Annotated in this window: 19 protein-coding genes and 2 tRNA genes; 15 read left to right on the top strand and 6 right to left on the bottom strand. The window is 55.5% G+C overall.

All coding sequences use genetic code 11. The features are described from left to right. Positions 1-61: 61 nt before the first annotated feature. From fepD to AAGR08_RS16340, 3 genes are read left to right on the top strand one after another with little or no spacing between them, the layout of a single operon-like run. A complete protein-coding gene (fepD, locus tag AAGR08_RS16350) occupies positions 62-1,051 on the top strand; it encodes a Fe(3+)-siderophore ABC transporter permease (RefSeq protein ID WP_097095097.1) in 990 nt (329 codons plus the stop codon). Further along, complete coding sequence (fepG, locus tag AAGR08_RS16345) at positions 1,048-2,031, top strand: iron-enterobactin ABC transporter permease (protein ID WP_345827366.1); 984 nt, start codon at positions 1,048-1,050, stop codon at positions 2,029-2,031. The genes fepD and fepG overlap by 4 nt, the downstream gene beginning before the upstream one ends. After that, complete coding sequence (locus AAGR08_RS16340) at positions 2,028-2,825, top strand: ATP-binding cassette domain-containing protein (RefSeq protein WP_345827365.1); 798 nt, start codon at positions 2,028-2,030, stop codon at positions 2,823-2,825. The genes fepG and AAGR08_RS16340 overlap by 4 nt, the downstream gene beginning before the upstream one ends. An 84-nt stretch (positions 2,826-2,909) precedes the next feature. Here the strand turns inward: AAGR08_RS16340 and AAGR08_RS16335 are convergent, their stop codons facing one another. Next, positions 2,910-6,821, bottom strand: coding sequence for an enterobactin synthase subunit F (locus AAGR08_RS16335; protein WP_345827364.1), 3,912 nt, complete (start codon positions 6,819-6,821; stop codon positions 2,910-2,912). Beyond that, the gene (gene fes, locus AAGR08_RS16330) at positions 6,806-8,035 is read right to left on the bottom strand and encodes an enterochelin esterase (protein WP_345827363.1); all 1,230 of its coding nucleotides are present in this window, start codon (positions 8,033-8,035) and stop codon (positions 6,806-6,808) included. Before fes ends, AAGR08_RS16335 begins: the two co-directional genes overlap by 16 nt. Positions 8,036-8,291: 256 nt before the next feature. Here fes and AAGR08_RS16325 point away from each other — a divergent pair, with 256 nt between their 5' ends. Beyond that, positions 8,292-10,562, top strand: a complete 2,271-nt coding sequence (locus AAGR08_RS16325) for a TonB-dependent siderophore receptor (RefSeq protein ID WP_345827362.1) — start codon at positions 8,292-8,294, stop codon at positions 10,560-10,562. A gap of 6 nt (positions 10,563-10,568) precedes the next feature. On the opposite strand, the gene pmrB is transcribed toward AAGR08_RS16325, so the two are convergent. Genes pmrB through dacB form a run of 3 tightly spaced genes read right to left on the bottom strand, consistent with a single transcriptional unit; the run spans position 10,569 to position 13,722 of the window. Further along, complete coding sequence (gene pmrB, locus AAGR08_RS16320; protein WP_097095091.1) at positions 10,569-11,630, bottom strand: two-component system sensor histidine kinase PmrB; 1,062 nt, start codon at positions 11,628-11,630, stop codon at positions 10,569-10,571. Further along, on the bottom strand, positions 11,627-12,289 hold the full coding sequence (gene pmrA / locus AAGR08_RS16315; RefSeq protein ID WP_345827361.1) for a two-component system response regulator PmrA: 663 nt from the start codon (positions 12,287-12,289) through the stop codon (positions 11,627-11,629). The genes pmrB and pmrA overlap by 4 nt, the downstream gene beginning before the upstream one ends. Next, positions 12,289-13,722, bottom strand: a complete 1,434-nt coding sequence (dacB, locus tag AAGR08_RS16310; protein ID WP_097097602.1) for a serine-type D-Ala-D-Ala carboxypeptidase — start codon at positions 13,720-13,722, stop codon at positions 12,289-12,291. The genes pmrA and dacB overlap by 1 nt, the downstream gene beginning before the upstream one ends. Positions 13,723-13,968: 246 nt before the next feature. Between dacB and greA the strand changes: the two genes are divergently transcribed. Next, positions 13,969-14,445, top strand: a complete 477-nt coding sequence (gene greA / locus AAGR08_RS16305; RefSeq protein ID WP_008104312.1) for a transcription elongation factor GreA — start codon at positions 13,969-13,971, stop codon at positions 14,443-14,445. Positions 14,446-14,571: 126 nt separating this feature from the next. Here greA and yhbY read toward each other — a convergent pair whose 3' ends face one another. Then, positions 14,572-14,865 carry a ribosome assembly RNA-binding protein YhbY gene (gene yhbY / locus AAGR08_RS16300; protein ID WP_007886683.1) on the bottom strand — a complete coding sequence of 98 codons (294 nt, stop codon included), beginning with the start codon at positions 14,863-14,865 and terminating at the stop codon, positions 14,572-14,574. 125 nt (positions 14,866-14,990) lie between these two features. Here yhbY and rlmE point away from each other — a divergent pair, with 125 nt between their 5' ends. From rlmE to infB, 10 genes are all read left to right on the top strand, one after another. Next, the gene (rlmE, locus tag AAGR08_RS16295; protein ID WP_007886684.1) at positions 14,991-15,620 is read left to right on the top strand and encodes a 23S rRNA (uridine(2552)-2'-O)-methyltransferase RlmE; all 630 of its coding nucleotides are present in this window, start codon (positions 14,991-14,993) and stop codon (positions 15,618-15,620) included. A 175-nt stretch (positions 15,621-15,795) separates the two neighbouring features. After that, positions 15,796-17,703 carry an ATP-dependent zinc metalloprotease FtsH gene (ftsH, locus tag AAGR08_RS16290; protein ID WP_097095089.1) on the top strand — a complete coding sequence of 636 codons (1,908 nt, stop codon included), beginning with the start codon at positions 15,796-15,798 and terminating at the stop codon, positions 17,701-17,703. Positions 17,704-17,833: 130 nt separating this feature from the next. After that, positions 17,834-18,667, top strand: a complete 834-nt coding sequence (folP, locus tag AAGR08_RS16285) for a dihydropteroate synthase (RefSeq protein ID WP_345827360.1) — start codon at positions 17,834-17,836, stop codon at positions 18,665-18,667. Positions 18,668-18,671: 4 nt separating this feature from the next. Then, complete coding sequence (gene glmM, locus AAGR08_RS16280; protein ID WP_097095087.1) at positions 18,672-20,006, top strand: phosphoglucosamine mutase; 1,335 nt, start codon at positions 18,672-18,674, stop codon at positions 20,004-20,006. Between the two features lie 217 nt (positions 20,007-20,223). Beyond that, the gene (gene secG / locus AAGR08_RS16275; protein ID WP_097095086.1) at positions 20,224-20,559 is read left to right on the top strand and encodes a preprotein translocase subunit SecG; all 336 of its coding nucleotides are present in this window, start codon (positions 20,224-20,226) and stop codon (positions 20,557-20,559) included. Positions 20,560-20,608: 49 nt separating this feature from the next. Further along, positions 20,609-20,695, top strand: a tRNA-Leu gene (locus AAGR08_RS16270). Between the two features lie 59 nt (positions 20,696-20,754). After that, positions 20,755-20,831: transfer RNA gene (locus tag AAGR08_RS16265), tRNA-Met, on the top strand. 212 nt (positions 20,832-21,043) lie between these two features. Next, on the top strand, positions 21,044-21,496 hold the full coding sequence (rimP, locus tag AAGR08_RS16260; protein ID WP_036620302.1) for a ribosome maturation factor RimP: 453 nt from the start codon (positions 21,044-21,046) through the stop codon (positions 21,494-21,496). A 24-nt stretch (positions 21,497-21,520) separates the two neighbouring features. Next, a complete protein-coding gene (gene nusA, locus AAGR08_RS16255) occupies positions 21,521-23,008 on the top strand; it encodes a transcription termination factor NusA (RefSeq protein WP_345827359.1) in 1,488 nt (495 codons plus the stop codon). Between the two features lie 17 nt (positions 23,009-23,025). Continuing rightward, positions 23,026-25,716, top strand: coding sequence for a translation initiation factor IF-2 (gene infB / locus AAGR08_RS16250; RefSeq protein WP_097095084.1), 2,691 nt, complete (start codon positions 23,026-23,028; stop codon positions 25,714-25,716). Positions 25,717-25,731 lie beyond the last annotated feature (15 nt).

The raw sequence follows: 25,731 nt of genomic DNA, 5'->3' as shown, positions 1-25,731 counted from the left end.
TAACCATTATCAAGTTGCATCGCGCATGCGACGACGTTGAACAGTGAAGGTTTAGAACGCTATGCGCCAGATCCGTGCATTGGCAGGCTCAGGGATTCTGCTCTTGCTCCTCATCGCTCTTAGCTTGATGCTAGGGGCCAAATCGATACCGCTTCCCGATGTTTATCATTCGCTTACCTCCAGCTGTAACAGCGCGGAGTGTGTGATTGTGCGTGACGCGCGCCTGCCGCGCACCCTGGCTGGTCTGCTGGCGGGCGTGGCGCTCGGGCTGGCCGGTGCCTTAATGCAGAGCCTGACGCGCAACCCGCTGGCCGATCCCGGTATTCTCGGCGTCAATGCTGGAGCCGGTTTCGCGGTGGTGATTGGCATAGCGCTGTTCGGCGCAGATTCGCCGGTGGATTGGCTTGGCTTCGCTTTTGCCGGTGCACTGCTCTCTTCGTTGCTGGTGGCATTGACCGGTGCGATTGGCGGCGGGCGCGTCAATCCGGTGCGTCTTACGCTGGCGGGCGTCGCGCTTGGCGCGGTGCTGGATGGGCTGACATCCGGCCTGTCGCTGCTCAACCCTGACATCTACGATCACCTGCGCTTCTGGCACAGCGGCTCGCTGGATATCCGCAATTTTACCGTGCTGCGCACGCTGTTTCCGGCGGTGCTGGTGGGCGGCGTGGTAGCGATTCTTCTGTCGCAGGCGCTTAACAGCCTGAGCATGGGGGGCGATATGGCTACCGCGCTCGGTACGCGCGTGGCGCGCACGCAGTTGCTTGGCCTGCTGGCGATTGCGCTGCTGTGCGGTGCAGCGACGGCGGCGGTGGGGCCAATTGCGTTTGTGGGCCTGATGACGCCGCACTTTGCCCGCTGGCTGGTAGGCAACGATCACCGCTGGATGCTGCCTGCAACCGCGCTGATTACACCGATTTTATTACTCGCCGCCGATATTCTTGGCCGCCTGCTGGTGGCGGGCGAGCTGCGGGTTTCCATCGTCACGGCAATGCTTGGTGCACCGATGCTGATTGTGCTGGTACGCCGCAAACTGGGCCGGGGTGGGCTATGACGCATCGTGCCTGGTTACACGCGCTTTGGCTGCTGCTTTGCTGCGGGCTGCTGGCGTATCTGGCGATGACGCGCGGCGCGTTACAGATTAGCAGCGAACAAATCGGGCAGCTGCTGCTCGGGCAGGGGGCCGGCAACGTCAAGCTGATCGTGCTGGAGTGGCGTTTGCCGCGCGTGCTGATGGCGTTGCTGATTGGTGCTGCGTTAGGGATTAGCGGGGCGATTTTCCAGTCGCTGCTGCGCAATCCACTCGGCAGTCCGGACATTCTCGGCTTTAACACCGGCGCTTACAGCGGCGTACTGGTGGCGTTAGTGCTGTTCAATCAAAGCGTCACGGCGATGACCGGCGCGGCGCTGATTGGCGGCATCGCCACGGCGGCGTTGGTGTATCTGTTCGCCTGGCGCAACGGCGTGGAAACCTTCCGCCTGATCATTGTTGGCATCAGCGTGCGCGCGCTGCTGATGGCGCTGAACTCGTGGCTGATTATCAGCGCGTCGCTGGAGTCGGCGCTGAGTGCCGGCTTATGGAGCGCCGGATCGCTCAACGGAATTACCTGGGCGAAAACGCCGCCGGTGATTGTGGTGCTGCTGCTGGCGTTACTGCTGATGGCGTTATTGGCGCGGCGCATGCGCCTGCTGGAGATGGGCGACGATACCGCCTGTGCGCTCGGCGTGCCGGTGGAGCGCAGCCGTATGTGGCTGATGCTGATTGGCGTGGTGTTAACGGCAGCATCAACGGCGCTGGTGGGACCGATTTCGTTTGTCGCGCTGCTGGCACCGCAAATTGCGCGTCGTCTTGGCGGCGGCATTAAAGGTGCATTGCTGCTCTCGGCGCTGTGTGGCGCACTGTTGCTACTTGCCGCTGACTATGCCGCACAGCATCTGTTTCTGCCTTATCAATTACCGGTTGGCGTGATTACCGTCATCCTCGGTGGACTTTATCTGATTGCTTTACTGGTGCGGGAGGCGCGACGCCAATGATCGATATCCCTTCACGTCTGCGCGGCGAAGGTTTGACGCTGGGCTACGATAAAAAAGTGGTGGCAGAGAATTTGTCGGTGGCGATTCCCGAGGGTGAACTGACGGTGATTATCGGCCCCAACGCCTGTGGAAAATCGACCTTACTGCGCACGCTCAGCCGCCTGCATACGCCGCTGAAAGGGGAAGTGCTGCTGGATGGCGAAGCGATTGCGCGCTATCCCACGAAAGAAGTGGCGCGCCGTCTTGGCCTGCTGCCGCAAAGTTCGAACGCACCTGCGGGCATCAGCGTAACAGAGCTGGTGGCGCGCGGACGTTATCCGCATCAGGCGCTGTTTGGTCGCTGGCGTGCGGAAGATGAAGCGGCGGTGCAGCAGGCGATGCAGGCCACCGGCGTGGCCGACCTGGCGCAGCAATCGGTGGATACGCTATCGGGCGGTCAGCGCCAGCGCGTGTGGATTGCGATGGTGCTGGCGCAGGAAACGCCGCTGCTGCTGCTGGATGAACCGACCACCTGGCTGGATATCACGCATCAAATTGAGTTGCTGGAGCTGATGCAGGAGTTGAATCAGCAGCATGGCCGCACGCTGGTGGTGGTGCTGCACGATCTCAACCACGCGTGTCGTTACGCCACGCACTTGATTGCCATGCGTTATGGCAAGATTGTCGCCGAGGGCAAACCGGCGGAGATCGTGACGCCAGCGTTGATCGAGCAGGTGTATGGTCTGCGCTGCGTGATTGTGGAAGATCCGGTGGCGCATACGCCGATGATTGTGCCGCTGGGGTGCGGAAGATAATTGAGGTGGTCACCATGAATGGCGACCCTACAAAATCACACCGGCACATCGTAGGGTCGCCATTCATGGCGACCTGGTTTGCATCTAACCCAGCAACCGATGCAACAGTGGCCCAATCTGCTCAAACATCTGCGGTGAAATGATCTCGACATGGGCACAATCCATGGGCCATACGTCCAGCTCACCCACATACGGTGCCCAGGCGCGGCGCGCATCCTGCCCTGGCTGCTGGGTTTGTTCGGCGAGGAACAGCGTGGCGCGGCCGTTAAACCGTGCACTGCGCGCGGTGGCCAGCAGGCGCACTGAACTGGCGTAATTGGCTTCGATGGTATCGAACATCGCGCGCATCTCTTCACCGGCCTGATGGCGCTGCGCAGCGATAAACTGCTCGCGCTCGCGATTCACCTCTTCCAATACCGCCGGATCCAGCACGTTCTCGCCGCGCCTCTCATCCCAGTTCTGAGTTTCCGGCGGCCAGGTATCCAGCAAGCCGAGGAAGGCCACTTCTTCGCCCGCCGCTTCCAGCCGTGCGGCAATGCCTTGCGCCAGCGTACCGCCGAGCGAATAGCCGAGGAAATAGTAAGGCCCGTGCGGCTGTACTTCGCGCAGGGTTTGCAGATGTGCGTCGCACACGTCGTCCAAATGCGCGCTTTGGTTCAGCGGGCTGTCGATATCTGGCGACTGGATGCCGATCAACGACCAGCGCGGGTCGAGATAGCGTTGCAGGATGCTGAACTGCCAGGCAAAACCGGAGGCAGGATGGAAACAGAACAGCGTAGGTCCGTGACTCTTACGCAGCGGCAGCACCGCTTCGAAACCGGCCTGCTGATGGGATTGCGCATCGCTAAGCAGCGTAGCCAGCTTCTCCACCGTCGAGGCCACCATAATTTGCCCCACCGAGACCGGCAGTTGCAGCTCGCGACGCAGCCTGGCGGCTAAGCGCATTGCCAACAGCGAATGACCGCCAAGGGCGAAGAAATCATCCTGCGCGCTGATGGCATCGCGTGCCAGCAGCTGGCAGAAGGCATCTGCCAGAGTAGTTTCCAGACCCGCGTGTGGGGCTCGTCCCGCGCGGGTCGTGGCGGATTCAGGCAACGGCAGCGCTTTGCGATCCAGTTTACCGTTGCTGCTGAGCGGGAAGGCATCAAGCTGCACAATGGCAACGGGCACCATATGCGCCGGCAAGCGCTGCGCCAGCGCCTGACGCAGTGCTTCGCCATCCACCGGCTGCGCGGCAATCACGTAACCGACCAGCTGACGTGCATCACCCTGCGCCGCCGCGTCGCCCAGCACCACGGCATGCGTTACCGCTTGCTCAATGCCTGGCTGCGCGCTCATCACATGATCAATTTCGTTTAGTTCGATACGTTGACCGCGAATCTTCAGCTGATCGTCGCTGCGGCCAAGATATTCCACCGCGCCGTTATCCAGCCAGCGCGCCACGTCACCGGTGAGGTACATGCGCTCACCGGGGCTGAAGGGATCGGCAATAAAACGGCTGGCGGTGAGATCGGGACGGCCCAAATAGCCGTGCGCCAGCTGCACGCCGGTTAAATAGAGATCGCCTGCCACGCCCGGCGGCACCGGTTGCATGCGGGCATCAAGAATGCGCAGGCCGGTATTCCACACCGGGAAACCAATCGGCACGCTGGCCCCTTCGACGGCGGCCAATGCATCACCAAACGCCGGATACCAGCTGACATCCACCGCAGCTTCGGTTGGACCATACAGATTGTGCAGCGGCACCCGCGTCAGCTTTTCCCATTCGCGTGATAAGTCAGTCGGCAGCGCCTCACCGCTGCAGAACACGTTGCGCAGGCTGGCGCAGCAGGTAATTGCCTGTTGATCATCAAGGGCCGCGACAAAGGCCGCCAGCATCGAGGGTACGAAATGCGTAGTGGTGACTTTGTAGCGGGCAAACAGTTGCTGCAGCGCTTCAGGATCGCGATGCGCCTCGGGCGGCGCCATCACCAGCTGCGCGCCGACCAGCAGCGGCCAGAAGAATTCCCACACGGAAACGTCAAAGCTGCTCGGGGTTTTTTGTAAAACGACATCATCTGCTTGCAGCGGATAGCGATCCTGCATCCACAGCAGGCGATTGACGATGGCTTCATGGCCCACCAGCACGCCTTTAGGACGGCCGGTAGAACCCGAGGTGTATATGATGTAGGCGCCATCCTGCGGCGTCGGTGCGCTGGCCGGTTGCGGCGCAGTTGGCGTGCTATACAGCGCATCAAAATGCAGCTGGTTTACCTGGGCGATAGTGCTAAAGCGCGCACTGAGCGCCGCGCAGGTGATCAGGGTTTTCGGCGCGGCGTCTTCCAGCATCAGCTGCAGGCGCTCGTCCGGATAGCCGGTATCGAGCGGTAAATACGCGGCGCCAAGCGCAACAATCGCCTGCAACGCCAGCGACAGCTGCACCGAGCGCGGCAGCGCTACCGCGACAATATCGCCACGCTGTACGCCTGCGGCGGTCAAATCCGCGGCCAGCGCAAACACCTGCTGCTGCATTTGGCGATAGCTCAGCTGATGCTGAGCATCGGCGAGCGCCGGGGCATCCGGCGTGCGTGCTGCCTGCTGCGCCAACAGCGAGGCCAGCGTTTCTGCCGGCAGCGGATGGGCGGTTTGGTTAATCGCGGCAATCTGCGCGTGCTCTTCGGCGGTGAGCAGATCGAGTTCACCACACGGTCGCTGCGGCTGCTTAGCCAGCTGATCCAGCAGCAGGGCGAAGCGGCTGGCATGGCGCTGCAAGGTCTGCTCGCTGTAGCGCTCGGCGTTAGCCAGCAGTTCAAGGGTTAATTCACCCTGCTCGCTGATATAGATGGCGATCTCCAGATCGCGTACCGGCCCGGATGCCAGCTGATGGGTGATGCCTTCTACGCCAGCGAAATCGAGCTGGTAATCAAACATCTTCAGGTTGATCACCGGACCGTACAGCGGATCGCCATCGCCGAGACGACCCAGATCGCGCTGCACCTGTTCGGCGTCATAGCGCTGATGACGACGCATCTTTTTCACTTCGCCCGCCAGCTGCGCGGCGAGGGTGCTCAGTGGCTGGGTGGGATCGTAATGTACCGCCATCGGCAACACGTTGATCACCGGCCCGGTGGCACACAAGGCGGCAGAACCGATACGACGCATAAAGATGAAGCCGGCGGCAAAGTCGTTTTGGCCGCTGAGACGTGCCAGCCACAGCGCAACGAGGGCAAAAGCCAGATCGGCGGCGCTGGAGTGCGGGTGCTGCTGCACCAGCGTCTGAAAGGTGCTGCGCTCCAGCGTCACGCTGTGGCGCAGTAGATCGGTGCTGGCGGTTTGTCCGGCGAGCGGCAGCGGTGAGAGCGAAGCCGGTGACGGCAGCGCCGCGCCTTTTTCGCGCCAGAACTGGCCGTCACGCGCAAAGGAGGAGGATTCGCGGTAACGCTGATACTCGTCGACCACTTCACTAAACGGGATAAACGGCGTGGGCTCAGCAGGCTGCTGACGCACTGCTGCGCTGTAAAGATTGGCGATGCGGCGGGTCAGCGCGGTGAAGCTGAAGCCATCCACCACCAAATGGTGATAGCGCTGATACCAGAACCAGTGGCGATCGCCAAGTTGGAAAAGAGTGTGATGCCACAGTTTTGCGCCGCTTAACACGCGCAGATCGCCATTCATATCGTCGCGCATCAGCCTGCGTGCTGTGGCGACGGCATCGGCCTCGCCGCGCAGATCGATAATCTGCGGCGGACTAAATTCTTGTGGCTGCAGCCACTGCAATGCTTCGCCTTCCACTTCGCCAAATGCCATGTTTAGCGTATCGGCTTCCTGCATGCCCGCGACAATTGACTGGGCCAGTAAGGCGCTATCAATGTCACCGCGCAGCTCAACAAAGTGCGCTACTGCATAAGCGTTGTGGTGCGGTGACAGCTGATCGGCAATCCAGATACCGGGCTGTGCCGCGACTAACGGCAAGGTTTGGTGGTCAATCATAGATTTATTCATCAGAGATTCGGACATGGATGCTCCGGTTTATTCAACAGGGCTTGTAAGCCACTTAGCAGGCCACCGCGCCAGCAGAGCGCATCGTGGCCGCCTTCCACCGGCTGGTAATGCACCTGATAACCGGCGGCGTGAAGTTGCTGTTGTAGCTGTTGATTAGCTTGCAGAATTAAGCCTTCGCGCTTGCCTGCTTCCAGCCAGAAGCGCAGCGGTTGGCGCGGTGCAAGGCCGCGATCGAGTTCTTGCAGCAACCAGCCGTGTGGGTTGCCGCGCTCTGGCCACCAGAAAGAGCCGGAAAGGCTGAGCGCATTGCCAAAGGTTTCCGGCCAGTGCAGCGCGGCAAATACCGACGCGAGGCCGCCAAAACTTTGTCCGGCCACAATGGTGCTTGCCGCCTGTTGGCGATAAGGCACTGAGTGTGCCACCTGCGGCAACAGTTCTTGCTGGATGGCTTGCCAGAATTGCGGGTTGCACGGCAACTCCCGGCTGCGGTGATCGCGATCGATGATGTCGATAAACAGATACACCGCGGGCGGCAACGCGCCGTTATCGGTGAGCTGCTGTAGCGGCCCGGCAATCGGCATGCTGTGCGCCCAGAACTGGCCATCAAGCAAGATCGCCAGTGGACGCTGCTCAGGAGTCGCATCGCCGGTGGTGTAAATCCACACGGGGCGGCTGTTGCCTAATAGCGCGCTATCCCATTGCAGCTGCTGCAGTTTTAGGGTGGGCGCCGTGCCGTTATCCAGCGCCTGCCACACCTGTTGATCCGGTGCCTGCGGGAGATGCAGCGGTGATACGCCCATGCCGCGTCCGCCCGACCAGCCACGCAAGTTGTTCAGCGGATCGGCCTGCGCCGTGGGAAATTTATCGCGCCACCAGCTGCGCAACGCATGCATGTCGGCCACGCCCGTGAAGTCGGTGGCCTGCTCATCGGGCATCAAACAATAACTACCGCGCCAGTTGGCGGGAAGCTCGGTTTGCCAGTACCACACGTTGGTTCCTGCCACACGCATCAACGATTGCGGTGGGCGACGCTGGTGGTGATCGGTGACACCCGTGATGTTGATCCACACGCGCTGGATGGAGGATTGAGTCTCGTCACCTTGCGGGTCGCGCCAGAAGAAAGTGACCCGACAGTGGCCATCATCGGCTAACTCAATACGGGGAATGCCTTGGGATTGTTGCGCCTGCCACCAGGCTGCGCTGCCGGTTACATCATTTCGCCAGGTCATAGGGCTGCCAGTCGGTGTTTACGCGGAGAGGGAGATAAGTTTGATGAATAATACTATTGATAATAATTTGCATTTGCAATAGGGTGGCTGCGCTCAAAAAAGAGCACGCTCGTTCCGCCTAACTCTTTCCATTTGGCAAGGTGATGCAAAGGAAGGGTTGGAGGGGCTGGATCCGGGCGCGTTAGGAACAGGGATCTTCTCACCGGCTCGCCACGCAAGCCTCAGGGTTTTTGCTGGCAATCCAGGAACGCATAAAATGAAAAATTACTCACGGTTATCATTAGCCATTCTGATTGAACTGGGGCTCAGCGCCTCACTGCTCTCCAGCGGTGCCTGGGCAGCGGACACTTCTTCCAGCAATACCTCTGTAAGCAGTACCGACGCCCAATCCATGGACGGCGGCACCTTAATGGTTACCGCGCAGCAGCAAAACCTGCAGGCGCTGGGTGTTTCAACTATCACCGCCGACGAAATTAAAAAACACCCGCCTGCGCGCGATGTCTCCGAGATCATCCGTACCATGCCGGGCGTGAATCTCACCGGTAACTCCACCAGCGGCCAGCGCGGTAACAATCGCCAGATCGATATTCGCGGCATGGGTCCGGAAAACACCCTGATCATGGTGGATGGCATGCCGATTACCAGCCGTAACTCGGTGCGCCTTGGCTGGCGTGGCGAGCGTGATACGCGCGGTGATACCAATTGGGTGCCACCGGAGATGATCGATCATATCGATGTGATTCGCGGACCGGCAGCAGTGCGCTACGGCAACGGCGCGGCGGGCGGGGTGGTGAATATCATCACCAAAAAACAAACCGATCAGCAGTGGCACGGTTCCTGGAACACCTATTACAACGTGCCAGAACACAAAGCGGAAGGCGCCACCAAACGCACTAACTTCAGTCTGGAAGGGCCGCTGGGTGACGATTTCAACTTCCGTTTGTATGGCGGTTTAGCCAAAACCCAGGCCGATGCCTATGACATCAACGAGGGGCATGCGGCGGCGCGCACCGGTTCATACGCGGGCAGTTATCCGGCCGGGCGTGAAGGCTCGGTGAATAAAGATATCAATGCGTTACTGAGCTGGGCATTTGCGCCAATGCAAACGCTGGAGTGGCAGGCTGGCTACAGCCGCCAGGGCAACCTGTATGCTGGCGACACGCAGAACACCAACACCAGTGCGCTGGTGAAAAGCCTGTACGGTGATGAAACTAACCGCCTGTATCGACAAAATGTCTCGCTGAAGTGGACGGGCGCATGGGATAACGGCGTCAGCACCAATACCTATGCGCGTTACGAGAAGACCCGCAACTCGCGCATCAATGAGGGTTTAGCGGGCGGCACTGAGGGTATCTTCTCGAATAGCGGTTTTAACACTATTCAGCTGGACGATGTGCTGCTGCATAGCGAAGTGAGCATTCCGTTTGAACTGCTGTTCAATCAAACCGCGACGCTGGGTACTGAATGGAACCAGCAGCGCATGAAAGATGGCTCCTCTAACACCCAGGCAGCGAGCTACGGCGCGGTGCCTGGCATCGATAACACTGGCCGCAGCCCTTATTCACAGGCAGAGATTTTTTCACTGTTTGCTGAAGACAACATGGAGTTGACCGACAGCACCATGCTGACGCCAAGCCTGCGTTTCGACCATCACTCGATAGTTGGCAACAACTGGAGCCCGTCGCTTAACCTGTCGCAAGGTTTAGGGGATGACTTCACCCTGAAGATGGGGATAGGGCGTGCGTATAAAGCGCCGAGCCTGTATCAGACCAACCCTAACTATCTGCTGTACAGCAATGGCCAAGGTTGCGCGGCCAGCACCGGCGCTTGTTATCTGCAGGGGAATAACGACCTGAAAGCGGAAAACAGCATCAACAAAGAGATTGGTCTTGAGTGGAAACATGAAGGATATCAGGCCGGTTTAACCTGGTTCCGCAACGATTACCGCAACAAGATCGAAGCCGGTTACTCGCCAGTGGGCAAAGCCTCTAATGGCACCACCGATATCTATAAGTGGGAAAATGTACCCAAAGCGGTGGTGGAAGGGCTGGAAGGTACTGTCAACGTGCCGTTTTCGGACAGCGTAACGTGGAACAACAACTTCACTTATATGCTGCAAAGTAAGAACAAAGAGACCGGCGATCGCTTATCGGTGATTCCGGAGTACACGCTAAACTCGACGCTGAGCTGGCAGGCAATGCAGGATCTGTCGCTGCAGACCACGCTGACCTGGTACGGTACCCAGACGCCGAAGAAATATGACTACAAAGGCAATACCTCAACCGGTAGCGCCACTGATACGGTGAGCCCTTATTCGATTATCGGCATGAGCGGCACCTACGATATCAATAAGTACGCCAGCATCACGCTGGGTATCGATAACCTGTTCGATAAGCGTCACTACCGTGAAGGGAATGCGCAAACCACCGGCAATGCCACGACGAACTCGTATCTGTATGGGGCGGGGGCGAATACCTACAATGAATCAGGTCGTACTTATTATGTGAGTCTGAATACCCACTTCTGATGGCGTTCAGCCAATCAGTTGCAATGGCAAATAGCAGCGGGCAATCAGTCCGCTGCTATCCTCACGATTAATCAGTTCCAATCTGCCGCGGTGCATCTGCACGATACGCAGCACAATATTAAGACCAAGCCCGCTACCGCCGTAACGCTGATCGCGACGACGAAACGCCTGCGTCAGCTCTTCTGCGGCCGTCGCATCAATACCCGGCCCCTGATCCCACACTTCGATAATCACCTGCTGCTTGTCCTGCCGCATTTTTACCGTCACTTCGCTACCTTCCGGGCTGTAACGTGAGGCGTTTTCCAGCAAATTACGTAGCATCAGGCGCAGCAGCATCGGTTCCCCTTGCTGCTGTAGATCATCGCTCTGTGGCCAATGCAGGATTTGCTGCCGCTGGTGGTAAAGTTCGGCCATTTCCGGCCGCAGCGGGTGCATGATCTCTTTTTGCCACAGTACCTGCTGATAGTGACCCCCTGCCAATGCCTGTCCGGCGCGTGACAGCATGAGCAGCTGTTCTACGGTGTGCATCAGCTGATCGATACGTTCAATCAGCATCTCGCTTTGCGGCACGTTCTGCTGATGCAGGAGCTCAAGGTGCAGCCGCAATCCCGCCAGCGGCGTACGCAGCTCGTGCGCCGCATCGGCGGTGAATAATCGTTCCTGCTGCAGCGTGTGATCCAGGCGCGAAAAGAGTTGGTTAATCGACGACGTTACCGCCACAATCTCATCCATTTCTGAATAGATCGGTAAAGGAGAGAGATTATCCGCCGAGCGATGCGCGAGACTGTCTTGTAGCGACTTGAGCGGGCGAATGATCCAGTTAATCGCCCAAAATGACAGCAGCAAGGTAAGGCCTACCATCACTAAAGAGGGCAGTAGCAGCGACGCAATGGCTTCGCGAATCTCATTTTCCACGCGATCGTTACGCGCTTGTGCGGAAAGGGTTTCGTTAACTAAAAAGCTGATTTGTTCGCGGCTTTCATGCCACAGCCAGATGGCGCTCATCACCTGACAGGTGAGGAGGATCAGCGCCAGCATGATTAATAACCGCTGACGCATGCTGTTCATTCGCGGATTTCCAGGCGGTAACCTACGCCGCGCACGGTTTTGATGCGATCTTTCCCGAGCTTGCGACGCAAATTGTGAATGTGAACTTCGAGGGTGTTGGAGCCGGGATCGTCATTCCAGCTGTAGAGATCTTGCTGCAGCGTTTCGCGGTGGACGTTTTGTCCCACTCGCATCAGTAAGCGCGTCAGCAGTGCGAACTCTTTGGGCGTGATCTCCAGCGGAAGATTTTCCAGCAGAACCTGCTGCGAACTGAGATTCAGCGTCAGATCGCCCTGTTGCAGCAGGTTATCGCTGTGGCCCTGATAGCGGCGAATTAATGCCCTTACGCGGGCTTGTAACTCAACCAGCGCAAACGGCTTCACCAGATAATCATCGGCGCCGGCATCCAGGCCATCCACGCGATCATCCAGCGCATCGCGCGCCGTGAGGATCAGCACGGGTACCGCGATGCCGTCGCGGCGCCACTGGCGTAGCAAGGACGCGCCATCGCGATCCGGTAAGCCAAGATCGAGCACGATCAGGCTGTACTGACCGCTGCGCAGCAGTGCATTACTTTCGGCAGCTGTACTGGCGCAGTCGATGGCGTAACCTTGCGCGCTGAGCGCTTGCGCCAGGCCCGACTGCAGCAGCGTATCATCTTCGACAATGAGCAGTTTCATTAGTTATTTTTGTTGATATCCGAGTAGAGGCGACTCTCAAAACGTACCAATGGAATACGGCGCGTTTTCTGATCTTCCGGCGGAACCGCATAGCCGGAGAGATACTGGACAAACGCCACGCGCGCACCGCTTGAGGTGGTAATGAATCCAGCCAGATTATAGACGCCCTGCAGTGAACCGGTTTTTGCCGACACTTTACCATCCAGTCCTGCTTCATGCAGACCGCCGCGATATTGCAGGGTGCCGTCATAACCCGCCAGCGGCAGCATCGAAATATAATTCAGCGTCGAATCGTTTTTCGCAATGTATTGCAGCACTTGCATCATGGTATCTGGCGCGATCAGGTCATGACGCGACAGTCCGGAACCATCAACCTGAATGCTGTTGCCGAGATCAACGCCGGCTTTTTCCCGCAGGATTCGGCGTACGGCATCTGAGCCCGCGCGGAATGTACCCGGCACGTTGAAATAGTGATGGCCGATGGTGCGGAATACGGTATCGGCAATCATGTTGTCCGACTTTTTCAGCATGGTGTGCAGCAGTGTATGCAGCGGCGCCGATTGCGTTGACGCCAGCACGCTGCCCGGTGAGGTCACTTGTGATTGACGCACTAAATGGCCGCTGTAATCGATATCGGCAGCGCGCAGCTCGGCTTTGAGGATCTCACCGGCCCACGCGGCGCCATCCTGCACGGCAAACGCCAGCGGCAGCGGTTCAGCACGTTGACGCATGCAGCCGGTTAGGGTGTAGCGATTAAGTTCGCCTGGCACCACATCCAGCTCGCAATATTGTCCGTCACCGCTGTTACGGCCGATGGTGCGCACCTGACTGAACATGTGCGCTGGGTAATACGAAGCGATGCGCACAAAGGCATTCTCGCCCGGCGTAGTGGCGCTATAGAGCGAAACTGAGAAACAGTTTTTATCGACAATGGCAGCACCCGGCGGTGCACTAAAGCACTGCGTCAGATCGTTCCACGGCCAGCCTGGGGCCATATCGTGGCTGGCGAACACCGAGGTGTCGATCACCAGATTGCCCTTGATATGGGTGATGCCCTGCTTTTTTAGCGCAGCAACCATATTGCGCAGATCCTGGCGACTTAACGTCGGATCGCCGCCAAAACGTGCGACTAAATCGCCATTGAGCGTGCCATCGTTAACCGCGCCTTTGGTTTCCATGGTGGTCTGGAAACGGAAGTCAGGACCGAGTTCCAGCAGGGCCGCCAGCGCCGTCACCACCTTCATGGTGCTGGCCGGTAATGCCATCTGTTTGCCGTGATAATCGATTATCGGGGTTGATGCGCCCACTTTTTGTACCATCAGCGCCAGGTTTGCGCCGTCTGGCAAATACTGCATGTATTCTTCAACGGGGGCTGCTTGTGCCTGCAGCATAAACGCACAGGTTAATCCGGTAACAAGTCGTGAAAATCGCATAATCTCGCGGTAACTGACGGGTGAAGGCGTCAATACTACGTCCCCAGACGGTGCAAAGTAAACGATGACCCACAGGGAACTCTGGGGTAAAATACGTATCAAAATGCAAAACCGAACCTGACCCGGAAAGCTTTCCGGGTCAGGCTTCTTTTGCTTGTGAAAAGAGGTAACGCGCCGCAGAAGCTGTTTTCTGCTGTCACCGGTCAGGATGACGCCGTTAACCAGGATAGATGACGAGGAGCCAAAATGAATCAGATTCCGATGACGTTGAAAGGCGCTGAGAAGCTGCGCGAAGAGCTGAACGAACTGAAATCCGTGAAGCGTCCGCGCATTATCGCCTCCATCGCCACAGCCCGTGAGCACGGCGATTTGAAAGAGAATGCCGAATACCATGCGGCTCGCGAAGAACAGGGTTTCTGCGAGGGGCGTATTCAAGAGATTGAAGCCAAGCTCTCTAATGCGCAGGTCATTGATGTGACCGCCATGCCAAAAACTGGTCGCGTGATTTTTGGCGCTACCGTAACCATCCTGAATGTGGATACGGATGAAGAGTTCACCTACCGCATTGTGGGTGACGATGAAGCTGATTTTAAACAGAACCTGATTTCAGTGAATTCACCGATGGCGCGTGGGTTGGTGGGTAAATCAGCGGACGACGTAGCGATTGTGAAAACCCCTGGCGGGGATGTGGAATATGAAGTGCTAAAGGTGGAATACCTTTAAGCTATTGCTACGCTTTGCAATATGTCGCTGCATTTTGTAAAGAAAGGAAAAAGGCCGCATAGCGGCCTTTTATCACATGCAGGAGCGTGGCACTTTCTTTGCCCGTCGCCGCCTTTAAGGGCATGATTAACGCGGAAGAGTAATTTTGCGCTCTTTTGCAGGGCGATACAGCACCAGCGTGTTGCCGATGACCTGTACGTTGCCTGCTTTTGTTTCACGCACGATAGCGTCAACGATCAGCTGCTTGGTTTCACGATCTTCCGAGGCAATTTTTACCTTGATCAATTCGTGATGCTCGAGCGCCAGTTCGATTTCGGCGAGCACGCCTTCAGTAAGGCCGTTACCGCCCAGCATGACAACCGGCTTAAGCGGATGGGCAAGGCCTTTCAGGTGCTGTTTTTGTTTGGTACTCAGATTCATCGTATTTTTTGCTTACTCAGGGATTGAAAACGGTTCATTCTACCGCCATCTCGAGTATATCGCCAAATCAACGCGACCATTGCGTGCTGATTTATCGCTACGATGACGATTTAATTGGAAAAATTATGACGGGTAAAAAGCGTTCGGCCAGTTCCAGTCGCTGGCTTCAGGAACACTTTAGCGATAAATATGTGCTGCAGGCACAGAAAAAAGGGTTACGTTCGCGTGCCTGGTTTAAACTTGAGGAAATACAGCAGGGTGACAAGATTTTCAAACCCGGCATGACGGTGGTTGATCTGGGTGCAGCACCCGGCGGTTGGTCGCAATATGTGGTTCAGCTTATCGGATCAAGTGGTCGTATCATCGCCTGCGATCTGTTACCAATGGACCCGATAGTTGGCGTTGATTTTTTGCAGGGCGATTTTCGCGATGAAGCGGTGCTTAACGCTTTGCTGGAGCGCGTAGGCGACCAAAAGGTGCAAGTGGTCATGTCAGACATGGCACCCAATATGAGCGGTACACCTGCGGTTGATATTCCACGTTCGATGTATTTGGTAGAATTGGCGCTGGAAATGTGTCGGGATATTCTGGCGCCGGGCGGCAGTTTTGTAGTGAAAGTGTTTCAGGGAGATGGCTTCGATGAATACCTGCGGGAAATTCGCTCCCTGTTTACGAAAGTGAAAATTCGTAAGCCGGACGCTTCGCGACTTCGTTCGCGCGAAGTGTACATTGTGGCGACGGGGCGCAAACTTTAGCCTGAATTGCCGGAATCAAAGTAAGACGACCAATGCGTTTATTCTGATGTCTAATTCTGAGTTTCAGGGTAAACAAGTAAAATCATCCGCACTGCGATTCCAGGTATGAAGGATCTATAGTACCCTACGCTGTCTGTTAACATCGTTGTAATATGAGGTTAATCCCTTGAGTGACATGGCGAAAAACCTGATTCTCTGGTTAGTCATCGCGGTTGTGCTGATGTCTGTATTCCAGAGCTTTGGGCCCAGCGAGTCGAATGGCCGTAGGGTTGATTATTCAACTTTCCTATCGGAAGTGAACCAAGATCAGGTCCGCGAGGCACGAATTAACGGGCGTGAGATTAACGTTGTCAAAAAAGACAGCAATAAATACACCACCTATATCCCCGTCAACGATCCTAAGTTACTCGATAATCTGTTGACCAAAAACGTCAAAGTGGTTGGCGAGCCGCCAGAAGAACCAAGCCTGCTGGCTTCAATCTTCATTTCCTGGTTCCCAATGCTGCTGTTGATTGGCGTGTGGATCTTCTTTATGCGGCAGATGCAGGGCGGCGGCGGCAAGGGCGCGATGTCCTTCGGCAAGAGCAAAGCCCGCATGTTGACCGAAGATCAGATCAAAACCACGTTCGCTGACGTGGCCGGTTGTGATGAGGCCAAAGAAGAAGTCGGTGAGTTGGTTGAGTATTTACGTGAGCCGAGCCGTTTCCAGAAACTGGGCGGTAAAATCCCGAAAGGCGTTTTGATGGTCGGTCCTCCGGGTACCGGTAAAACGCTGCTGGCGAAAGCGATTGCTGGCGAAGCGAAAGTCCCATTCTTCACTATCTCCGGTTCTGACTTCGTTGAAATGTTTGTCGGTGTTGGTGCATCTCGTGTGCGTGACATGTTCGAGCAAGCGAAGAAAGCGGCACCGTGCATCATCTTTATCGATGAAATCGATGCGGTTGGCCGTCAACGTGGCGCCGGTTTAGGCGGTGGTCACGATGAACGTGAGCAAACGCTGAACCAGATGCTGGTTGAGATGGATGGCTTTGAAGGTAATGAAGGCATCATCGTGATCGCGGCAACTAACCGTCCAGACGTTCTTGACCCAGCGCTGCTGCGTCCAGGTCGCTTTGACCGTCAGGTTGTGGTTGGTCTGCCAGACGTTCGGGGTCGTGAGCAGATTCTGAAAGTGCATATGCGTCGTGTGCCACTGGCTACCGATATGGATGCATCCGTTATTGCACGTGGTACGCCGGGCTTCTCCGGTGCGGATTTGGCTAACCTGGTCAACGAAGCGGCGCTGTTTGCTGCTCGCGGTAATAAGCGTGTTGTTTCGATGGTTGAGTTTGAAAAAGCCAAAGACAAAATCATGATGGGGGCGGAACGTCGTTCCATGGTGATGACCGAAGAGCAGAAAGAATCGACGGCTTACCATGAAGCGGGTCACGCGATTGTGGGTACTCTGGTTCCGGGTTACGATCCGGTGCACAAAGTGACAATTATTCCGCGTGGTCGTGCGCTCGGCGTTGCCTTCTTCTTACCTGTGGGCGATGAGATCAGCGCTAACCGTCAAAAGCTGGAAAGCCGTATTTCTGTGGCTTACGGTGGACGTCTGGCGGAAGAGATCATTTATGGTCCGGACTATGTTTCGACGGGTGCTTCCTCTGACATTAAAATGGCGACCAGCGTAGCACGCAACATGGTTACGCAGTGGGGCTTCTCTGAGAAGCTGGGTCCGTTGCTCTACGCTGAAGAAGAGGGCGAAGTGTTCCTCGGCCGTTCAGTGGCAAAAGCAAAACACATGTCAGATGAAACGGCGCGCATTATCGATCAGGAAGTTAAACACCTTATCGATACGAACTATCAGCGTGCTCGCCGCATCCTGAACGAAAACATGGACATCCTTCACGCGATGAAAGACGCGCTGATGAAGTATGAGACCATTGATGCACCACAAATCAGCGATCTGATGGCACGCCGTGAAGTGCGTCCACCTGCAGGTTGGGAAGAGGCTAAAGTCGCCGTTGGTAACGGCGACTCAACCCAGGCTCCTCGCCCTGTGGATGACCCGAAAACGCCGGGTTCAGACAAGATTATGTGATAGCAATCTGGCGGGATGTTAACTCTACCGCTGGATTTGCAGCCCGCACTGCTTGTTATAATGCAAACCCCGGCATGTCCGGGGTTTTTTCATTGTGGGATTCAGTGATTTCCCAAAGGAGATTTTCACCATGAAGTTGTTCGCTCGTGATTCCCATCTCGATCTCTCTTTTCCCCATGTGATGGGTATTTTAAATGTCACGCCGGACTCTTTCTCAGATGGTGGCACTCACAACACTTTGGTGGATGCGTTAACGCATACCAATGAGATGGTGAATGCCGGTGCCACCATTATTGACGTTGGTGGTGAATCGACGCGTCCCGGGGCTGATGAAGTTAGCGTGGAAGAAGAGCTGGAACGTGTGATTCCCGTAGTGGAAGCCATCGCTCAGCGCTTTGAGGTGTGGATTTCCGTGGATACTTCAAAGGCTGAAGTCATCCGTGAGGCAGCGCGAGTAGGTGCTCACATCATCAATGATATTCGTTCCTTATCTGAACCGGGCGCCTTGGCTGCGGCTGCCGAATCGGCGTTGCCGGTATGTCTGATGCACATGCAAGGTGAGCCACGCACCATGCAGCAAGCACCGGAGTATCAAGATATTGTCAGCGAAGTGGACGCTTACTTCGCTGCGCAGATTGCGCGCTGTGAAGCGGCTGGAATAAAAAAAGAGAATCTGCTGCTCGATCCAGGCTTCGGATTCGGTAAGAATCTCAGCCACAACTATGAACTGCTGGCGCATCTGAGCCATTTCCACCATTACGGTTTACCGCTGTTGGTAGGAATGTCGCGTAAATCGATGGTTGGACAGCTATTAAATGTTGGCCCGGCGCAGCGCCTGACCGGCAGCCTAAGCTGTGCGGTGATCGCCGCTATGCAAGGGGCACAAATTATTCGCGTACATGATGTGAAAGAGACGGTCGAAGCGATGCGCGTCGTCGAAGCGACACGAAGAGCAAAAGGATAAAGGCATGAGTAATCGTAAATATTTCGGTACAGATGGTATTCGCGGCAAAGTCGGTGAAGCGCCGATTACCCCTGATTTTGTCCTCAAGCTGGGCTGGGCGGCGGGCAAAGTGCTGGCGCGCCAGGGATCTCGCAAAGTATTGATTGGTAAAGATACGCGTATTTCAGGCTATATGCTGGAATCGGCGCTGGAAGCGGGTCTAGCCGCCGCCGGATTATCTGCGGCCTTTACCGGGCCAATGCCAACGCCGGCCATCGCTTACCTGACGCGTACTTTCCGTGCCGAAGCGGGCATCGTGATTTCAGCGTCGCATAATCCGTTTGATGATAACGGCATTAAATTCTTCTCGGCTGAAGGCACCAAGCTGCCGGATGAAGTTGAAGAAGCCATTGAGCTGGAGATGGAAAAACCCATCACCTGCGTTGAGTCTGCTGAGCTGGGCCGCGCTAGCCGCATTGTGGATGCTGCAGGCCGTTACATCGAGTTCTGTAAAGGTACCTTCCCAAGCGAATTGAGCCTCAACGGACTCAAGATTGTGGTTGATTGCGCGAATGGCGCGACATACCACATCGCTCCAAACGTGCTGCGCGAACTCGGCGCTACCGTGATTGCTATCGGTACGCAGCCGGATGGTATGAACATCAATAAAGATTGCGGCGCCACCGATTTGCGTCTGCTGCAGCATCGCGTATTGGAAGAAAAAGCCGACCTCGGGCTGGCCTACGATGGCGACGGCGATCGCATCATGATGGTTGACCATTTGGGCCATAAGGTCGACGGCGACCAAATTCTTTACATCATCGCGCGTGAAGGATTGCGCCAGGGCCAGCTGCGTGGTGGTGTGGTCGGAACGTTGATGAGTAATATGGGACTGGAACTGGCGCTGAAACAGCTGGGCATTCCTTTCACCCGTGCGAAAGTCGGTGACCGCTATGTGCTGGAAAAAATGCAGGAGAAAGGCTGGCGTTTAGGCGCTGAAAATTCTGGTCACGTTATTCTGCTGGATAAAACCACCACCGGTGACGGCATTGTAGCAAGTTTGCAAGTACTTACTGCTGTTGTGCGCAACCATATGACTCTGCACGATCTATGCAGTGGCATGAAAATGTTACCGCAGATCCTCGTCAACGTGCGTTTTGCAGGTGAAAACGATCCGTTGGAAAGCGACAGTGTGAAAGCCGTAACCGCTGAAGTTGAAAAAACGCTGGCGGGACGTGGTCGGGTGTTGCTGCGTAAGTCCGGCACTGAACCGTTGATTCGCGTGATGGTGGAGGGCGAAGACGAGGCGCAGGTTAGTGCGCTGGCACACAAAATTGCGGATGCAGTAAAAGCCGTATAAGGCTATTCAGGCGGAAAGATTTTACCTTTTCCGCCTGTAAAATCACCGGGATGGTGCTTTTTTCCGCAATCGAGAGCATTGGTGAAAATTGCACTTGCAGAGGTATGTCCCTTTGGTTAGTATTCACACCCGCTTCTGATGGGTGATGACGAGACGCCCCATCAATATTGGTTGAAGCTTTAACTGTGCAGAAAATGCGCAAGGAAACAGGTTGATTATGTACGAAGCTCTGTTAGTTGTTTTCCTTATTGTAGCGATTGGCCTCGTAGGTTTGATCATGCTGCAGCAAGGCAAAGGCGCTGATATGGGAGCATCATTCGGTGCAGGCGCTTCTGGTACGCTGTTCGGTTCAAACGGGTCTGGCAACTTTATGACTCGCATGACTGCGGTACTGGCTACGCTGTTCTTCATTATCAGTCTGGTTCTTGGCAATCTGAACACGAATAAAACAGCCAAAGGAAGTGAGTGGGATAACCTCACTGCGCCAGCTCAGTCTGAACAGCAGACTCAGCCAGCTAAACCGGCTACGCCGGGCAATGATATCCCGCAGTAAGATCGTCAACGCTGTAGTGCAACAATGTAACGTTGCAGTCTAGTGATGTACCGAGGTGGTGAAATTGGTAGACACGCTACCTTGAGGTGGTAGTGCTCGAAAGGGCTTACGGGTTCAAGTCCCGTCCTCGGTACCAAATCTCAGTATAACTTGCGTTTTTTGCAAGGTCGGCGTATTATTCGCCACGTTTTCGGACGCGGGGTGGAGCAGCCTGGTAGCTCGTCGGGCTCATAACCCGAAGGTCGTCGGTTCAAATCCGGCCCCCGCAACCACTTTCCCTTAGAGTTCTTTTTCAAATATACTGTATGCATCGACGGACGCACTCATCAGTGATTTTGAAAAAAATTCTTTTGGATTGTGCTCCGAAGCCGCTATGCGGCGTACAGGGTCCAGTCACAAAAAGCCCCGAATATTCGGGGTTTTTTGTTATCAGGAAATCGACACACTGGGCTATAGGCCCTTTTTTTATGTCTTGGGGGTGGGCTTGTCCACATTAGAGCAAAAATTGACAGAGTTGATCTCTGCTCCAGTAGAAGCGCTTGGCTACGAATTAGTCGGTATCGAGTTTATTCGTGGTCGCACATCAACCTTGCGCATCTATATTGATAGTGAAGAGGGTATCAATGTTGATGATTGCGCCGATGTTAGCCACCAGGTCAGCGCAGTAATGGATGTGGAAGATCCTATTACCGTGGCTTACAACCTTGAAGTTTCCTCGCCGGGTCTCGAACGTCCTCTTTTCACTGCTGAACACTATGCACGTTTTGCCGGTGACGAGGTGAGCCTGGTACTACGCATGGCCGTACAAAACCGCCGTAAATGGCAGGGAATCATCAAGTCTGTTGAAGGCGAGATGATTACGGTAACCGTTGAGGGTAACGATGAAGTGTTCGCGCTGAGCAACATTCAGAAAGCGAACCTGGTCCCCCACTTTTAAAAGTCCGGATTGAGGCTAACCAGGATGAACAAAGAGATCTTAGCTGTAGTAGAAGCCGTTTCTAACGAAAAAGCCCTGCCGCGTGAGAAAATCTTCGAAGCGCTGGAGAGCGCTTTGGCCACTGCGACCAAAAAGAAGTATGAGCAAGAGATCGAAGTGCGTGTCAGCATTGACCGTCGTAGCGGCGATTTCGACACCTTCCGTCGCTGGCAGATTGTTGAAGAAGTTACGCAGCCGACTCGCGAGATCACGCTGGATGCAGCCCGCTATGAAGACGAAGCGTTCAATCTGGGCGAATATGTTGAAGATCAGATTGAGTCTGTCACCTTCGACCGTATCACTACCCAAACCGCTAAGCAGGTTATCGTACAAAAAGTACGTGAAGCTGAGCGCGCGATGGTGGTTGATCAGTTCCGTCAACACGAAGGCGAAATCATCACTGGCGTGGTGAAGAAGGTGAACCGCGACAATATTTCACTGGATCTTGGCAGCAATGCTGAAGCGGTGATTGTGCGCGAAGACATGCTGCCACGTGAGAACTTCCGTCCAGGCGACCGCATCCGCGGTGTGCTGTACGCCGTTCGCCCTGAAGCGCGTGGTGCTCAGCTGTTCGTGACCCGTTCTAAACCTGAAATGTTGATTGAGTTATTCCGCATTGAGGTGCCAGAAATTGGCGAAGAAGTTATCGAGATCAAAGCGGCAGCGCGCGATCCGGGTTCACGCGCCAAAATCGCAGTGAAAACCAACGATAAACGTATTGATCCAGTGGGCGCTTGCGTCGGTATGCGCGGTGCGCGCGTGCAGGCGGTTTCGAGCGAGCTGGGTGGCGAGCGTATCGATATTGTACTGTGGGACGACAACCCAGCGCAGTTCGTTATCAACGCTATGGCGCCTGCAGATGTGGCGTCAATTGTGGTGGATGAAGATAATCACACCATGGATATCGCTGTTGAAGCTGGCAATCTGGCTCAGGCGATCGGCCGTAACGGCCAAAACGTGCGTCTGGCTTCCCAGCTGAGCGGTTGGGAACTGAACGTGATGACCGTCGATGATCTGCAGGCGAAGCACCAAGCTGAAGCCCATGCAGCGATCGATATGTTCACCAAACATCTCGACATCGACGAAGAGTTCGCCACCATTCTGGTGGAAGAGGGCTTCTCTTCGCTGGAAGAATTGGCTTATGTGCCAATCAACGAGCTGCTGGAAATCGACGGCCTCGATGAAGAGACCATTGAAGCCCTGCGTGAACGAGCAAAAAATGCGTTAACTACCCTGGCATTAGCGAAAGAAGAGAGCCTTGGTAATCAGGAGCCCGCTGAGGACCTTCTGAATCTTGAGGGCTTGGATCGTGCGCTGGCGTATCGCCTGGCGTCGAAAGGCGTTTGCACGCTGGAAGATCTCGCTGAGCAAGGTGTTGACGATCTGACAGATATTGAAGGGCTGGATGACGAGAAAGCCGGTGCGCTGATTATGGCTGCACGTAATATCTGCTGGTTCGGCGATGACGCGTAATAACAGGAAGGAACAGCATGACAGATGTAACCGTAAAATCGCTGGCCGCCGAAATTCAGACCCCGGTCGATCGCCTGGTACAGCAATTTGCTGATGCAGGGATCCGTAAGTCTGAGAACGATGCGGTGTCACAGCAAGAGAAAGAAACCTTACTGTCTCACCTGAATCGTGAGCACGGTCAGACCGGTTCAAGTAAGCTGACTTTGCAGCGCAAGACGCGCAGCACCTTGAATATTCCCGTCACCGGGGGTAAAAGTAAGTCGGTACAAATCGAAGTCCGCAAAAAACGCACATACGTGAAAGGCGACGCAGAGTCTGAGCAAGCTCAGGCAGAAGCGGAAGCCGAGGCGCAGCGTGAAGCGGAAGAGCAGGCGCGTCGCGAGGCGGAAGAACAAGCCCGTCGCGAAGCTGAACAGAAAGCGCAACGTGAAGCCGAAGATAAAGCCAAGCGCGAAGCCGCTGACAAGGCCAAACGTGAAGCAGCGGAAAAAGAGAAAGTGACTAATCAACCTACCGACGTAGCAGCTAAGGCTGCGCAGTCTGATAAAGCCCGTCGTGAAGCTGAAGCTGCCGAACTGAAACGTAAAGCGGAAGAAGAAGCGCGTCGTAAGCTGGAAGAAGACGCCCGCCGCGTGGCAGAAGAAGCCCGCCGCCTGGCAGAAGAAAAATCAGCCGAATGGGAAAAACCTGAGGAAGAGGACAAAGGCGACTATCACGTCACGACCTCAACTCACGCCCGTCAGGCAGAAGATGAGAACGATCGCCAGGTTGAAGCAGGCCGCGCACGTGCTCGCACCACTAAAGCTGCACGTCCGGTGAAGAAAGGCAACAAGCATTCTGAAGCTAAAACCGATCGTGAAGAAGCGCGCGCTCAGGTTCGTGGCGGCAAAGGTGGTAAACACCGCAAGCCAAGCACCCTGCAGCAAGGCTTCAACAAACCCGCTCAGGCTGTTAACCGCGATGTTGTCATCGGTGAAACCATCACCGTTGCTGAACTGGCCAATAAAATGGCGATCAAAGGTTCACTGGTCATCAAAGCTATGATGAAAATGGGCGCAATGGCGACCATTAACCAGGTTATCGATCAGGAAACGGCTCAGTTAGTCGCGGAAGAAATGGGTCACAAAGTGATCCTGCGCCGTGAGAACGAGCTGGAAGAAGCGGTAATGGACGATCGTGATACCGATGCTGCGCAGGAAAGTCGTGCGCCGGTTGTGACCATCATGGGTCACGTTGACCACGGTAAAACCTCGCTGCTTGACTACATTCGTTCTACGAAAGTCGCGTCAGGCGAAGCGGGTGGTATTACCCAGCATATCGGTGCATATCACGTTGAAACCGATAACGGCATGATCACCTTCCTCGACACCCCTGGTCACGCCGCGTTTACCGCAATGCGTGCACGTGGTGCGCAGGCAACGGATATCGTAATCCTCGTGGTTGCGGCTGATGACGGCGTGATGCCACAGACCATCGAAGCGATCCAGCATGCGAAAGCAGCCGGTGTGCCAGTGGTTGTTGCAGTCAACAAAGTTGATAAGCCTGATTCTGATCCAGACCGCGTTAAGAACGAACTGACCCAATACGGTATTATTCCGGAAGAGTGGGGCGGCGAGAACATGTTCGTTAACGTATCAGCGAAAGCCGGTACCGGTATTGACGATCTGTTGAACGCGATTCTGCTGCAGGCCGAAGTGCTGGAACTGTCCGCTATCCGTGAAGGTATGGCGAGCGGCGTGGTGATTGAATCGTTCCTCGATAAAGGTCGTGGTCCGGTTGCAACCGTGCTGGTACGTGAAGGTACGCTGAACAAAGGCGATATCGTGCTGTGTGGCTTTGAATACGGCCGTGTACGTGCGATGCGTGATGAACTGGGTCGTGAAGTCCTGGAAGCGGGTCCATCCATTCCAGTTGAAATCCTCGGTCTGTCCGGTGTGCCGGCAGCGGGTGATGAAGCGACCGTAGTTCGTGATGAGAAGAAAGCGCGTGAAGTTGCACTGTATCGTCAGGGCAAATTCCGTGAAGTTAAGCTGGCGCGTCAGCAGAAGTCTAAGTTGGAGAACATGTTCGCCAACATGACCGAAGGCGAAGTGTCCGAGCTGAACATCGTGCTGAAATCTGACGTACAAGGTTCTGTGGAAGCGATCTCCGATTCCCTGCTGAAACTCTCTACCGACGAAGTGAAGGTGCGGATTATCGGTTCGGGTGTAGGTGGTATCACCGAAACCGACGCGACGCTGGCTGCAGCATCCAACGCGATCATCCTTGGCTTCAACGTACGTGCTGATGCTTCTGCTCGCCGCGTAATTGAAGCTGAGAGCGTCGATCTGCGTTACTACTCCGTGATCTATAATCTGATCGACGAAGTGAAAGCAGCGATGAGCGGTATGTTGGCACCAGAGTACAAACAGCAGATTATCGGTCTGGCTGCTGTACGTGACGTGTTTAAATCACCGAAATTTGGCGCTATCGCGGGCTGTATGGTCACCGAAGGCAACATCAAGCGTCACAACCCAATCCGTGTACTGCGTGACAACGTGGTTATCTATGAAGGCGAACTGGAATCACTGCGTCGCTTCAAAGATGACGTCAACGAAGTTCGTAACGGCATGGAATGTGGTATCGGTGTGAAGAACTACAACGACGTTCGCGTTGGCGATATGATCGAAGTCTTCGAAGTGATTGAAATTAAACGCACCATCGATTGATCATCATTTGATGTG

The sequence above is a fragment of the Pantoea sp. BRR-3P genome (genome assembly GCF_039621635.1).
Taxonomy (GTDB): Bacteria; Pseudomonadota; Gammaproteobacteria; order Enterobacterales; family Enterobacteriaceae; genus Pantoea; species Pantoea floridensis.
The sequence above is the reverse complement of the archived record's forward strand: the minus strand, read 5'-3'. Positions and strand labels throughout refer to the sequence as shown.

Excerpts from the sequence above, each read along its gene's own strand:
- fes (WP_345827363.1), bottom strand. The coding sequence starts at position 8,035 with ATGACCTGGCGAAATGATGTAACCGGCAGCGCAGCCTGGTGGCAGGCG.
- yhbY (WP_007886683.1), bottom strand. The coding sequence starts at position 14,865 with ATGAATCTGAGTACCAAACAAAAACAGCACCTGAAAGGCCTTGCCCAT.
- glmM (WP_097095087.1), top strand. The coding sequence starts at position 18,672 with ATGAGTAATCGTAAATATTTCGGTACAGATGGTATTCGCGGCAAAGTC.
- pmrB (WP_097095091.1), bottom strand. The coding sequence starts at position 11,630 with ATGAACAGCATGCGTCAGCGGTTATTAATCATGCTGGCGCTGATCCTC.
- rlmE (WP_007886684.1), top strand. The coding sequence starts at position 14,991 with ATGACGGGTAAAAAGCGTTCGGCCAGTTCCAGTCGCTGGCTTCAGGAA.
- nusA (WP_345827359.1), top strand. The coding sequence starts at position 21,521 with ATGAACAAAGAGATCTTAGCTGTAGTAGAAGCCGTTTCTAACGAAAAA.
- ftsH (WP_097095089.1), top strand. The coding sequence starts at position 15,796 with ATGGCGAAAAACCTGATTCTCTGGTTAGTCATCGCGGTTGTGCTGATG.
- infB (WP_097095084.1), top strand. The coding sequence starts at position 23,026 with ATGACAGATGTAACCGTAAAATCGCTGGCCGCCGAAATTCAGACCCCG.
- AAGR08_RS16325 (WP_345827362.1), top strand. The coding sequence starts at position 8,292 with ATGAAAAATTACTCACGGTTATCATTAGCCATTCTGATTGAACTGGGG.
- dacB (WP_097097602.1), bottom strand. The coding sequence starts at position 13,722 with ATGCGATTTTCACGACTTGTTACCGGATTAACCTGTGCGTTTATGCTG.
- fepG (WP_345827366.1), top strand. The coding sequence starts at position 1,048 with ATGACGCATCGTGCCTGGTTACACGCGCTTTGGCTGCTGCTTTGCTGC.
- folP (WP_345827360.1), top strand. The coding sequence starts at position 17,834 with ATGAAGTTGTTCGCTCGTGATTCCCATCTCGATCTCTCTTTTCCCCAT.
- pmrA (WP_345827361.1), bottom strand. The coding sequence starts at position 12,289 with ATGAAACTGCTCATTGTCGAAGATGATACGCTGCTGCAGTCGGGCCTG.
- greA (WP_008104312.1), top strand. The coding sequence starts at position 13,969 with ATGAATCAGATTCCGATGACGTTGAAAGGCGCTGAGAAGCTGCGCGAA.
- fepD (WP_097095097.1), top strand. The coding sequence starts at position 62 with ATGCGCCAGATCCGTGCATTGGCAGGCTCAGGGATTCTGCTCTTGCTC.
- AAGR08_RS16335 (WP_345827364.1), bottom strand. The coding sequence starts at position 6,821 with ATGTCCGAATCTCTGATGAATAAATCTATGATTGACCACCAAACCTTG.
- AAGR08_RS16340 (WP_345827365.1), top strand. The coding sequence starts at position 2,028 with ATGATCGATATCCCTTCACGTCTGCGCGGCGAAGGTTTGACGCTGGGC.
- secG (WP_097095086.1), top strand. The coding sequence starts at position 20,224 with ATGTACGAAGCTCTGTTAGTTGTTTTCCTTATTGTAGCGATTGGCCTC.